Source organism: Sphingobacteriales bacterium (genome assembly GCA_016711285.1).
Lineage (GTDB): Bacteria > Bacteroidota > Bacteroidia > Chitinophagales > UBA2359 > JADJTG01.
In genome coordinates, this window is record JADJTG010000007.1 from 106,535 (window position 1) to 118,053 (window position 11,519).

The window sequence follows — 11,519 nt, forward strand, 5'->3', positions numbered from 1 at the left end:
ATTGTTTAATTAATAATTATTGGAAAATTTTCTGTTAATTCCTTAACCTTTTTCTTTACCTTGTTGATGGTAGTTGAATCTTTAGAATAATGAGTATTATCTAAAGGTTTTATACTGTTTAGTGTCATCTCAATTAAGTCAACGATAATTGGAATTTGTTTTTTATTCATTCCTCTGCTTGTGATGAATTGACTACCAATTCGTATTCCACTAGAAAGTAAGGGAGAATGTTCATCAAAAGGAATTTGATTCTTGTTTACAGAAATACCAACTTCTTCTAAGGCATTTTCAGCTATGTGACCAGTCATTTTTTTATTTTTTAAATTGACTAAAACTATATGATTGTCTGTTCCATTAGTTAATACCTCAAAACCTCTCTCTATTAAGCAGGATGACAAGCAAGAACTGTTTTCAAGTAAATCACAAATATAGTTATTAAATTTTTTAGAATTACTCTCTTCAAAACAAATTGCTTTACCTGCAATATCCAAAATATTTGGTGAACCTTGAGTTAGTGGAAATAAACTTCTATCCACCAACTTGAACAACTTATTCCCATTTAACACCATCTGAAAGTCTTTTCCAATAAGAATGAAACCACTTCTTGGACCTTTCATGGTTTTGTATGAGCTTGCTGTAGTTACATGAGCTTCATTTACCGGTGAATTATGATAACCAGTTGCAACTATACCTGCAATATGGGCAATGTCAGCTATCAAGTAAGCTCCAACTTCGTCAGCAATGTTTCTAAATTTTTTAAAATCTATTTCCCTAGGGTAAGAACTTGAACCTGCAATGATTATATTAGGTTCTACTTTTTAGCAATTTTTCTTATTTCATCATAATCCAAAAGAAAGGACTCCTTGTCAACGTGGTAGTGATTGGAGTTTGTATATTTAACACTATGACTTATATGACCACCACATTTAACATCCATTGCTAAAATTTTAGGCGTAGAATCAGATAGAGCAGCGATAGCAGTTTGGTTCGCAATGGTGGCTGAATTAGTTTGAACATTTGAATATTCAGCACCAAATAATGTTTTAACCTTTTCTATAGCAATCGATTCTATTTCGTCAATTATTTTGCATCCTGAATGATACCTGTTTCCTACATAACCCTCAGCGGTTTTATAGTCTAGCAAAACATTCTGCATAGCTTTGTAAACTGCTTTTGAAGGCAAATTTTCCGATGCAATAAGTTGAATAAAATCATTTTGTCTTGAATACTCTTGTCTTATTTTTTTTTCAATTGAATTAATTGTGGAGTTCTGCATTAGTGTAAAATATTTTTTTAAGCCAATTGTCAGAGGGCAAGAATGAAACTGAATCAAAGTTGACAAAATTTTGATTAGAAAGTTGTTTTAATTTAATTTGATATGCATCGAGAAAATGTTCTCGAATTTCTGAATAATTTTTATACCCTAAAAACATTCCTTCACTTCTTTGGGTCTTACTGTCGCAAATTGTAGCGTTAACTAATTCTTCAATTGTTAATTTTCTTTTATTATTAAGAATGAAAATATATCCAAGCAAATATTCAATGGCTATGTCTTTAAAGGATTTATAGTGCTCAAAATTCCCAGAAATAAACTGGTTTAGTGTTGTTATTGAATTAAAGGCAAATCTAAATCTCATTTTATCTGAACTGTAAAATTCAGCGGTGTGAATTCTTTCAGGAATAGTCAATTCTGACTTTTCAGTTTTTGTAAAACCTTCGCCCGATATTGCTTTTAGTAAATCATTATAAGAAATGATTAAAAAGCGTTCATGTGGAATTTGTGCTCTTGTGCTTACATTATATTTTACACATAGATTGATAAAAAAATCTTTGAAAAGAAAAATTAATTCATCATCAAGCGATTTCGAAAAGCAAATGATGTCAATATCTGAATTTTCTTTTTGTTTATTAATTGCGAATGAACCAAAGAGAACTATGAAATAGTCTTTGAAGTTAAGTGATGCGAAAGCATCAATTTCCCTTATAAGTATCTTTTTTATTTCTGGATTATTCATTGTTGAATTCATTTCTTATTACTGTTAGCATACTTATTAGGTCTTCAATTTTTGTAATTGGATTACCACATAAGTATTTTAATGGTCGAAGCGATATTTTATTTTTAAAATAAGGCAATTCAATTATTTTTGGTCTGTCGATGAAATACCCATTGCTCAACAATACTTTCTCAACCATATTGTTTAAGTCATTTAAAAACTCAATTTCATTATCTGAATTAATTTGTCGAATGTTTTTTGTGTAATAAAACATAATTGAAAATGTATCTTGCTCGCCAATTAAAATAAAATCACTCGAATTTTTAATTATTTCAGCAAAGTTTTGTGCTAAGTTGTAACGAGTTTCAATAATTTTTGATATTTTTTTCTTTCCAAATGTTTTTAGGGTAAACCATAATTTTAAAGCTATTGAAGGTCTGGATGAAATAAAAGGAGATATTCTTCCGAAGGAAAATTCAAAATTATCATCACTGTCCTTATCATCAAACACTTTAATTTTTTTTGGTTCTTTAACTAAGAGTGTGCTGATTGAGAAAGGAATATTCAAACATTTATGGGGGTCAATTGTAATTGAATCAAAATGTTCTATTCCAGATAATTTATGTTTCAATGTATCAGAGAAGGCTAAACAGAAACCTTGTGATGCATCAACATGCAACCAAATTTTATGGTCAATTTTTTTCACTATATTTGAAATTGCAGTTAGATTATCTACTGTTCCTGTTTTAGCGTCACCTGCAAAAGCAATTACGCACATTATGTTATTCTTATTAGCGACAAGTGCCTTTTCAAGTTTTTCTAAATTCATTCTGTAATTTACAGTTGGGATTTCAATAGTATTAGAACCACATCCAATTAACATTTGAGATTTTAGAATTCCGTAATGAGTTATTCCTTCTGGAACAATTATTTTAAATCCTTTAGGATTTTCTACACCGTCTTTAAGCGTATTAGAGTTATGGTTTTCTCTCGCAAGTATTAAAGCAATCGTATTACTCATTGCCCCTCCATGTGTGTGAATTCCTCCTGCATCAGTAATTGATTGCAATTTTTCAACTTTATCATAACCTAATAATTTGCGTAACCAAATTATACTTTGAATTTCGCAAAGTGTTAATGCTTCACTTAATTTAAAATCTACCAAATTGATATTGAGAAAATCACTGATAATTGTGCCTGTTAAAGCAGGAACGGAGTTTCCTGAATATGGAAACCCTAAAAAAAATTTGCTTGAAGGGTTTTGACAATATGGAATAATCTCTTTTTTGAAGTTGTTATAAACTTCCGAAATATCAACTTCCTCATTAGGAAAATCTAATGTAGAAAGTTTTAAGAATTCGTAAATGTCGAATCTTTTTCCAATAGCAGGAGAAGAAATTTTTAAATCCACCAAGTCCTCAATAACAGTATTGAAAAATAAATACAATGCTTCTTTATTTTCCTCTGTGAAAAAATCATTACTTTTCATCATTCAATTTTATAATATTTACATATGCTTTGTTTCCTGTTTTTTCTCCGAAACATCACCCCCAACGCCAAAATCCATATGTATCTGAATGATGTTTTCTATATGCGAAGTGTTCATCTAAACTATGACGCATTTCAATTGACATATCAAATGCTTTGATAAGTTCTTGTTCATTTGCATTTTTAATATTTAAGCCTTCTGCGTTTATACATACACCCATACCACCATATGGACTAATTCTAATCTTCTTACAATTTCCACAGGGGTATCCTCTTGAATGATTTGCGATAATTCCAAACCGTGTTCCTGTATTTTTTATTTGATAGTAACGGCAATTAGGGTTTTTGCCTTTTATACTGTTGATGATATTAAACTCTCCATACCTTTCTAACTGCTGCACTATCTCATCTAAATTAACATGTTGGTCTGAGATTTTTTCTTTATTATCATAAAATACTGGTTGGTTAGATTGGAGTTCAATAAAGCGACATACAATTTTATTATTATGTTTTGCAGAAAAACTTATAAAATCATTAATCTCTTCGATGTTCTCTTTCATTATTACAACATTTAACTTCACTTCTTCAAAATGAGAAACTGCTTTTTCTATTGCTCTCATTACATTATGAAATGATTTACTGCCAGTAAGTTTATTAAATATATCTTCCTTTAAACTATCAATACTAATATTTACTCTTGTAAGACCTGAATCAATGTAGACATCAAATTTTTTTTCAAAAAGAACTCCATTTGTAGTCATAACTTGGTCTGTGTAACCAAGATTTTTTGCGAATCGAATTATCTCTGGTAATCCTCTTCTTAATGTTGGTTCGCCTCCTGAATAATGTACTTTTGAAATTCCCTTTGAATAACCTACTGCCAGAATGTTTTTTATTTCACTATCTGAAATAATTTTCCCTTCTTGTCTGTCTGCATCTGGGTTGCAATAAACACACCTGAAATTACATATTGATTCAAGAAAAAATCTTAAATGAAAATCTGCTATTGTATAATGTTCGGTCATGATACTTTTAGTTTACTGTAAAATAAATAGAAACCCCTAATATATGTTTGATTTTTTAAAACTTTGGCGAAATGTTTAATGTCAAATGAAAATAACTACTGCCATAGGGTTTCAGATAACATCTACTTATACGAACTAAAGTTCGCATTTTTATTATTCATCAAGCTATCTAATGGGCTTTGAACCCTTTGTATAGTCCTATTACTTACATGGGTGTATCTTTCAGTAGTCTTGATGCCGGAATGCCCTAAGCGTTCTTGAATGATACGAAGGTCCGTTCCTACTTCATCTATGCGCAAACTTTGTGATGGTACATTTCGAGTAGGTGCGTTGTCTGCAATAATTTGGAGGTCAGTAAAATTTTTTTTGAGCAGGTCAAAAACACATTTTTCGTAAGGTAAGTACCAACTGCGATATGTTTTGCTGTATTTGAGGATGCCACATTTTGCCAATAATACCTTAGTAGAAGGATTCGGATAGGATTTTATACCTATCTTTTTGCCTTCATCTTTATAGTACAATGGAAAAATCTGTGAACTTTGCATAGTATTATGCTTTACTATGATAAAGATAGGGGAATATTATTTTATATGTATCTATTTTTTTTAAAAATTTCCGCATTTCTGATTTTTTTCCAAAAAACCTGACATTGTTTCTTTGGGCTTTTTTAATCAAAAAATGCTGCTTTTTTCTTTTTATTAAAGATAACGTTATTATATGTGCGACTCTCCGGCATATTTACAATACTTATTCTGTTTTTTTGCAATATAAATACTCGGTGAGTACCCCTCCACACCTGAGTACCCCAACTTTGACAAAGTTCCAACTTTGTCAAAGTTAAACACTGCTGCATTTATCGTGGGCACTGTTGCATTTGTCGTGGGCACTGCTGCATTTGTCGTGGGCACTGCTGCATTTATCGTGGGCACTGTTGCATTTGTCGTGGGCACTGTTGCATTTGTCGTGGGCACTGCTGCATTTGTCGTGGGCACTGCTGCATTTGTCGTGGGCACTGCTGCATTTGTCGTGGGCACTGCTGCATTTGTCGTGGGCACTGCTGCATTTATCGTGGGCACTGCTGCATTTATCGTGGGCACTGCTGCATTTATCGTGGGCACTGCTGCATTTATCGTGGGCACTGTTGCATTTGTCGTGGGCACTGTTGCATTTGTCGTGGGCACTGCTGCATTTGTCGTGGGCACTGCTGCATTTATCGTGGGCACTGCTGCATTTATCGTGGGCACTGCTGCATTTATCGTGGGCACTGCTGCATTTGTCGTGGGCACTGCTGCATTTATCGTGGGCACTGTTGCATTTGTCGTGGGCACTGCTGCTTATGTCGTGGGCACTGCTGCATTTGTCGTGGGCACTGCTGCATTTGTCGTGGGCACTGCTGCATTTGTCATTTTCGGCACCGCTTATGGCGTGCGTACCTCAACTTTGTCAAAGTTAAAAAACTGTTACTTACGGTGTGGAAACTGCCCCTCAGTACCTGATAACTTTAACTGAAAGACGCATTGCAGGTACTCGTAATAAAACGAACCTTTGTTTTATTCTTTATATTATTGTCTTGATTAGTTGCAGCCAACGGGAAACAGCTTGAGATATGGCGATTTTTGCAATAACATTCAACAGAGAAGATCTAAGATTTAAAAAAAATAAAATAGCACTCTTGTTAGAGATTAGGCTGGAAATTTTGAAACGTCCATATAGAAAAATTCCCAAGTGTGTCCGTCAAAATCTTCGATGGTTCGTTGTTGCATAAAACCGTAGTCTCTCATTTCGTTAGGCTCTATGCCTCCCGCTTGAAGTCCATTGTTCATAATTTGGTACATTTCCTCTATGCTGTCGGTCAATAACGAAAACAGTGCTGCAACGTTTGATTGGGTATCTGCGATAGGCTTGGTGACAAAGGTCGTAAATTTTTCGTGGGTTAGGAGCATCACAAAAATATGGTCGCTCCAAACCATACATTTTGCCGTATGGTCCGAAAATTGAGAATTATTGGTAAAACCAAGTGCTGTATAGAAGTCGGCAGATTTTTGCAGGTCTTTTACAGCTAAGTTAACAAAAATTTGTTTTGTCATTTTATTTGGTTATGCGTCCGGTATATTGGGTTCTACCAAGCGTTTTAATTTATCTAAGGATTCCTGCCAACCCAAATAACACATTTCAATTGGTATAATGTCGGGTATTCCATCTTGTGTAGCAACCAGTTCTGTTCCGCAGGCAACTTTTCGCAATTTAATTGTTGTAACCATTTGTCCGGGCAGGTCGGGGTTGTCAAATTCATCGGTATATTTTAGCAATTCATTGGGTACAATTTCCAAGTATTCGCCGCCAAATGAATGACTGCTGCCGGTACCAAAATTGGTAAACGACATTTTATATTTGCCCCCAACCCGCAAATCCATACTGTGTATTTTGCAGGTAAAACCGTAGGGCGGCAACCACGAAGCCATAGCATCGGCATCGGTAAATGCTTTGTAAACCTTTTCAGGGCTTGCAGTCAAAATTCTGTGAAGTGAAACTTTGTTAGTTGTCATTGTGATATTTAATTTAGAAGTTATTGTCTGAACCCGACAAAATTATATTTCTCGCTATTCTCTAATAATGGGGTTTTCTTTATAAATGGCTCTTTATTCTCAGTTCTTGAACCCCACTAAAATACGCTGTTTTTTAGAACTGCCAAATTTTAATCGTATCCATTTGCAAAAAAATTGCCTTCGCTTGCAAAAACTAAACCGTTTTTGTTTGTTTTAAAATAGCGGTTGGTACAGTTATTTCTTATCAAGAGAACCACCGTTAAATAAAAAAGATACACCTATTCCTACATAACCGGTAAAAAAAACCGTATTAATCTTAAAATCATCGTCACCTATCGTGTCACAAAAATGTAAGTCAAAATTACCTTCCAATAAAACCGCTATTCTTTTTGTTACATAAAATTTTGGATATACTTTAGTCCCAAGTATTATATTACCGCCGCCACCGGATAATTCAGGATAGGATACTATCCCATATCCGATATTGAGATAAAGCGGCATCTGGGTTTTTGAAGAAAAATAAAAGGTACCGCCAATTCCCAGTTTAGCATTGAGAATCCAAGTAGAATCAATACGGGGTGAGCCGCCAAACATCAATTCAATATAGCCGGACTGCACTTTTTTTTGTTGATTAGAAGAATGTGTGCTGAACCTAAGAAACCCACCTTTGAGCGTTGTATTAAAATCATATTTAGCCCAATAAAATAAGCCATAATAGATAGCCCCTGCATCTGCGGAAAATGATTTTGATGGAGATTCGGCGTATGGCACAGAAGATTCCTGACCGGATAAAGACGACAAATTCGCCATCATTAATGCAATTACGCCAACCAAAAGCCTGTAATAAATGGTGTATAATTTTTTCATGTTAATAATTTTTGGATTTGGCTGACATTGTATAACTCAAAAATGTCTTTACTTTCTCTGTTTCTTTTGAGTTTTTGTTTGGATGCTCAGATTTCCGAAGGCTCACTATTGCGTAGTGTGACCCCCGCAACAACACAAATATATGCAATGGTATATATTTGCGACATTAATTTTTTTTAAAAATTTGTTTTTTGATAAACACTCGTCAGATACTCATTAACACATGGGCATTGTTGTTGATGTCGTGGACACTGTAATTTTTTCAAAATTAAAAACCAAAGCGGCATACTATATGCCAATATTTACAATATATACGCAATCCGCAAAAATATTTGCCATTCTGATTTTGTTTTTTTCTCAAATTGCGGATAAAATAAATTAATAAAAAAAATATCAAATAAAAATCTTGATTTTATAAAATAAAGTAGTTGTTTATTTGCAGCGTAAAAAGGTTGAAAACAACTTCAATATTAAAATTTTGTAATATTTTTTTCATTTTTACTATGAAAAATAAAAAATTTCCGATTGTTTTATTGGTATTCAACCGCCCGCAGCATACTTTGCGTTGTTTGCGTACCCTGCAATCCGCCCTTGATGCCGACTGCTCGGAGTTGTATATTTTCAGCGATGGTGCGCCGCCAGACAGCAGCCCCCAGATGCTGGCACAGATAGCGGAGGTGCGCCGCATTATCGCCGCCGAACAATGGTGCGGCAAAGTTCATATTACGGAGCGTGCCGAAAATTTGCGTTTAGACCCCTCCATGATTGCCGCCGTAAGCGAGGTATTGCAACACCACGAAGCCTGCATTTATATGGAAGATGATGTGTTGGCAGGTCGCTATTTTTTGAGATATATGAATGAAGCTCTGCACCGCTATGCACACGAAATGCAGGTAGGCATTGTCACGGCATACAATTATCCTGTACACACGCTTGCTGCCAACGAAAGGGCTTTGTTTTTGCGCTGTGCCGTATCGCAGGCTTGGGCTTTGTGGCGGCGTTCGTGGAAAAATATAGAAACCGTCCCGACAGATTGGGAGCGTTTGCGACAAAGTAAAGCCCTCCAGAAAGCATATAGTCTCAACGGCAGCACTTTGTTTGCACACTATGCTTTGAGTGCCGTGGCAGCAGGTAAAGATGTTCCTTTTGATATGGTGCTTTGGTGGAATTTTTTTAAAAGCGGACAACTGATGCTTTTTCCCGACAAAAGCCTCATCGCCAATATCGGTTTTGATGGCAGCGGCATACATTGCGGCAGCGAAAATCCCTTTGATGACCCCATTTGGAACAGCAACTATGCCATTACCCGTTTTCCTGATGTTGTTCAACACCATACAAAAGAACAGCACCTTTTGGAGGCATACCTCAAAAAAACATATTTTCCGCCTTACTATCGCCGCTTTCTGCGGCGTATAAAACGTTTATTTAAAATACGCTGATACTCGGTTCTATTAGATTTATTTGTATAAAAATATAACTATCTTTCAAAAAATCATTTTGAATTAAACAAAAATTAATCTGATAAGTATATATTTGCAGTGTGATAAATTACAAGTAGATAAAGATAATTAACAAGCAAAACAATTTCTTTTTCTTTGTAACTAAAAAATTAAACACAATTCAATGAAAAAAATTTTTTTGGGTATTTTGGCACTTTGCAGCTTTGTGGCGGTAAGTGCGCAGGTAACCCTTGTAGAGTGGAATTTTCCCAATAACCCCGACGATGCGGTTGCAGATGCGGGTATTCCTGCGAATACCTCACAAACTATTAGCACCATAGGCGGAACGGGTGCTTTGGATTTTGCTACCGCTGGTGCTACTACGAATAGTGGGCGCACTACCGGCTGGAATGCCGGAGCAGGTGTAAAATATTGGCAGGTTCAGTTTTCAACTACAGGCTACCAAACGCTTACCTTATCCTCTAAACAACGCAGTTCAAATTCAGGACCGGCTAATTTTAGTGCAGAATACAGCACAGACGGTGCTACTTGGGCGGCTATTGCACCTGTAACAGTTGCCGACAACTGGACTACAGGTGTGTTATCAAATATGATACTTCCGTCCTCATTGGATAATTTACCTACGGTTTATATCCGTTATGTAATGGTGAATGACCTCACCAGTGGCGGCGGCACAGTTGCTTCAACCGGCTCCAGCCGTATTGATGATTTAAAAATTACAGGTGTTTCGCTGGTGGTTTCAAACTGTGTGATTAATAGCATTACAGCCGCTAATCCTTCTCCTTGCGACCCGCTTACCGATACATATAGCGTAAACGTTACTGTTAGTTCAACAAGTGCGCCCACCGGCGGCAATTTGATCGTCAATGGTCAAAGTTTTCCGGTAACAACAAGTCCACAGACCGTTACACTTACCGGCTTGCCTTCTGACGGTATGCCTGTAGATGTAACAGCTTATTACAGTTTAGATCCTTCTTGCACTTTTACAGCTCCGGCTTTATTCTCTGCTCCTGTTTCTTGCTATTCACCCGTGCCGGGTCTTCTTACAATAGTAGGCGTAATTGACGGTCCCTTGACCGGTGGTACGCCTAAAGCAATAGAACTTTACGCTACTGCTGATATTCCCGATTTGAGCCTTTATGGTTTGCAGTCTGTAAATACGGCAGGTACTTACGGCACACAGGAATTTACTTTTCCTGCGGGTTCTGCAAGTGCCGGCGATTGTATTTTTGTAGCTACCGACTCTTTGTATTTTCATACTTTCTTTGGTTTTGCACCTACCTATGTAAGTGGTGTAGCCGGTATCAATGGTGATGATGCCGTTTTGTTGTATTACAATAGTGCTTATTATGATGTATATGGAGATCCGGATTTAGATGGAACAGGCACCGCTTGGGATTATGTAAATGGTTGGGCATACCGCATAGGTACAGGACCTGAATATCCATTTAATGTGGGTAACTGGTCTGTTAATAAAGATGCTTTAATCACCGGAGTAGATACTACCAATGCTATTGCTACTTTACCTTACCCGAATTGTACTTATGGCGGTGCTTGTGTAGATGTAGTGTCTTTGGTAAGCCCGGGTAATGATATCACCGATGTTACCACTACCGAAGAAGCGAATATCAGCCTTAGCGCATCTAATTTGGTGTCATTTACGGCTGCTTCTTCTAATACAGTAATTTATCAAGCCGGAGATTATGTATCCTTGTTGCCGGGCTTTAGAGCTACTGCTGCGGGTACAGCAAAATTTGTTGCACGCATTGCGCCTTGCGGTACTGCTAAAAATGGCACTACTGCTCCTGTGGTGGCTGCTGTTTCAAAAGAAATAGCTTTGTGGATTGCTCCAAACCCTGCCGACTACGAAACCAACATCTCTTTCCAAATGGAAGGCGAGCAAGTGGTAAGTTTGGATTTGTTTGATTTGCAAGGTAAAAAGTACAAACAATATTCAACGGTATCAGCAACAGCCAGCAAATTACGCTTTCTACTTCCAATTTGATGAGCGGCATTTATTTGGTTCGTTTGACTACTGCACAAGGTATCAGCAAAACTACTAAATTGATGATTCGTTAATCAATCAACTTTTACTGATAAAAAAAGAGGCTGCCGAAAAAGGCAGCCTCTTTTTTTATA

At 36.1% G+C, this 11,519-nt stretch carries 13 protein-coding genes; 4 read left to right on the forward strand and 9 right to left on the reverse strand.

Annotated elements, in window-relative coordinates; translation table 11 throughout:
* Nucleotides 1–5: 5 nt before the first annotated feature.
* From IPL35_05240 to IPL35_05265, 6 genes are all read right to left on the reverse strand, one after another.
* Nucleotides 6–803 carry a hypothetical protein gene (locus IPL35_05240; protein MBK8442840.1) on the reverse strand — a complete coding sequence of 266 codons (798 nt, stop codon included), beginning with the start codon at nucleotides 801–803 and terminating at the stop codon, nucleotides 6–8.
* Nucleotides 804–811: 8 nt separating this feature from the next.
* Nucleotides 812–1,276, reverse strand: a complete 465-nt coding sequence (locus tag IPL35_05245) for a hypothetical protein (GenBank protein MBK8442841.1) — start codon at nucleotides 1,274–1,276, stop codon at nucleotides 812–814.
* On the reverse strand, nucleotides 1,257–2,015 hold the full coding sequence (locus IPL35_05250; GenBank protein MBK8442842.1) for a nucleotidyltransferase domain-containing protein: 759 nt from the start codon (nucleotides 2,013–2,015) through the stop codon (nucleotides 1,257–1,259). Before IPL35_05250 ends, IPL35_05245 begins: the two co-directional genes overlap by 20 nt.
* The gene (locus tag IPL35_05255) at nucleotides 2,008–3,486 is read right to left on the reverse strand and encodes a hypothetical protein (GenBank protein MBK8442843.1); all 1,479 of its coding nucleotides are present in this window, start codon (nucleotides 3,484–3,486) and stop codon (nucleotides 2,008–2,010) included. Before IPL35_05255 ends, IPL35_05250 begins: the two co-directional genes overlap by 8 nt.
* Before the next feature lie 52 nt (nucleotides 3,487–3,538).
* Nucleotides 3,539–4,507, reverse strand: a complete 969-nt coding sequence (locus tag IPL35_05260; GenBank protein ID MBK8442844.1) for a radical SAM protein — start codon at nucleotides 4,505–4,507, stop codon at nucleotides 3,539–3,541.
* A 122-nt stretch (nucleotides 4,508–4,629) separates the two neighbouring features.
* The gene (locus tag IPL35_05265) at nucleotides 4,630–5,052 is read right to left on the reverse strand and encodes a hypothetical protein (protein ID MBK8442845.1); all 423 of its coding nucleotides are present in this window, start codon (nucleotides 5,050–5,052) and stop codon (nucleotides 4,630–4,632) included.
* A gap of 329 nt (nucleotides 5,053–5,381) precedes the next feature.
* On the opposite strand from IPL35_05265, the gene IPL35_05270 reads away from it, so the two are divergent.
* Complete coding sequence (locus IPL35_05270; protein MBK8442846.1) at nucleotides 5,382–5,960, forward strand: hypothetical protein; 579 nt, start codon at nucleotides 5,382–5,384, stop codon at nucleotides 5,958–5,960.
* Nucleotides 5,961–6,189: 229 nt separating this feature from the next.
* Here the strand turns inward: IPL35_05270 and IPL35_05275 are convergent, their stop codons facing one another.
* The 3 genes from IPL35_05275 to IPL35_05285 all read right to left on the reverse strand — a co-directional run bounded on the left by IPL35_05275 (nucleotide 6,190) and on the right by IPL35_05285 (nucleotide 7,920).
* Nucleotides 6,190–6,594, reverse strand: a complete 405-nt coding sequence (locus IPL35_05275; GenBank protein MBK8442847.1) for a VOC family protein — start codon at nucleotides 6,592–6,594, stop codon at nucleotides 6,190–6,192.
* Between the two features lie 9 nt (nucleotides 6,595–6,603).
* Entirely contained in the window at nucleotides 6,604–7,053 is a 450-nt protein-coding gene (locus IPL35_05280; protein MBK8442848.1) for an SRPBCC family protein, read from the reverse strand.
* Nucleotides 7,054–7,287: 234 nt separating this feature from the next.
* On the reverse strand, nucleotides 7,288–7,920 hold the full coding sequence (locus tag IPL35_05285) for a hypothetical protein (GenBank protein MBK8442849.1): 633 nt from the start codon (nucleotides 7,918–7,920) through the stop codon (nucleotides 7,288–7,290).
* A 503-nt stretch (nucleotides 7,921–8,423) separates the two neighbouring features.
* Between IPL35_05285 and IPL35_05290 the strand changes: the two genes are divergently transcribed.
* The 3 genes from IPL35_05290 (at nucleotide 8,424) to IPL35_05300 (ending at nucleotide 11,459) form a co-directional block, all read left to right on the forward strand.
* Nucleotides 8,424–9,359, forward strand: a complete 936-nt coding sequence (locus IPL35_05290) for a glycosyltransferase (protein MBK8442850.1) — start codon at nucleotides 8,424–8,426, stop codon at nucleotides 9,357–9,359.
* A gap of 184 nt (nucleotides 9,360–9,543) precedes the next feature.
* On the forward strand, nucleotides 9,544–11,385 hold the full coding sequence (locus tag IPL35_05295; GenBank protein MBK8442851.1) for a hypothetical protein: 1,842 nt from the start codon (nucleotides 9,544–9,546) through the stop codon (nucleotides 11,383–11,385).
* Nucleotides 11,331–11,459 carry a T9SS type A sorting domain-containing protein gene (locus tag IPL35_05300; GenBank protein MBK8442852.1) on the forward strand — a complete coding sequence of 43 codons (129 nt, stop codon included), beginning with the start codon at nucleotides 11,331–11,333 and terminating at the stop codon, nucleotides 11,457–11,459. The genes IPL35_05295 and IPL35_05300 overlap by 55 nt, the downstream gene beginning before the upstream one ends.
* Nucleotides 11,460–11,519 lie beyond the last annotated feature (60 nt).

What these genes read in the sequence shown, in the direction of transcription:
- IPL35_05290 (MBK8442850.1), top strand. Translation starts at nt 8,424, where the DNA reads ATGAAAAATAAAAAATTTCCGATTGTTTTATTGGTATTCAACCGCCCG.
- IPL35_05255 (MBK8442843.1), bottom strand. Translation starts at nt 3,486, where the DNA reads ATGATGAAAAGTAATGATTTTTTCACAGAGGAAAATAAAGAAGCATTG.
- IPL35_05285 (MBK8442849.1), bottom strand. Translation starts at nt 7,920, where the DNA reads ATGAAAAAATTATACACCATTTATTACAGGCTTTTGGTTGGCGTAATT.
- IPL35_05245 (MBK8442841.1), bottom strand. Translation starts at nt 1,276, where the DNA reads ATGCAGAACTCCACAATTAATTCAATTGAAAAAAAAATAAGACAAGAG.
- IPL35_05275 (MBK8442847.1), bottom strand. Translation starts at nt 6,594, where the DNA reads ATGACAAAACAAATTTTTGTTAACTTAGCTGTAAAAGACCTGCAAAAA.
- IPL35_05265 (MBK8442845.1), bottom strand. Translation starts at nt 5,052, where the DNA reads ATGCAAAGTTCACAGATTTTTCCATTGTACTATAAAGATGAAGGCAAA.
- IPL35_05295 (MBK8442851.1), top strand. Translation starts at nt 9,544, where the DNA reads ATGAAAAAAATTTTTTTGGGTATTTTGGCACTTTGCAGCTTTGTGGCG.
- IPL35_05250 (MBK8442842.1), bottom strand. Translation starts at nt 2,015, where the DNA reads ATGAATAATCCAGAAATAAAAAAGATACTTATAAGGGAAATTGATGCT.
- IPL35_05280 (MBK8442848.1), bottom strand. Translation starts at nt 7,053, where the DNA reads ATGACAACTAACAAAGTTTCACTTCACAGAATTTTGACTGCAAGCCCT.
- IPL35_05260 (MBK8442844.1), bottom strand. Translation starts at nt 4,507, where the DNA reads ATGACCGAACATTATACAATAGCAGATTTTCATTTAAGATTTTTTCTT.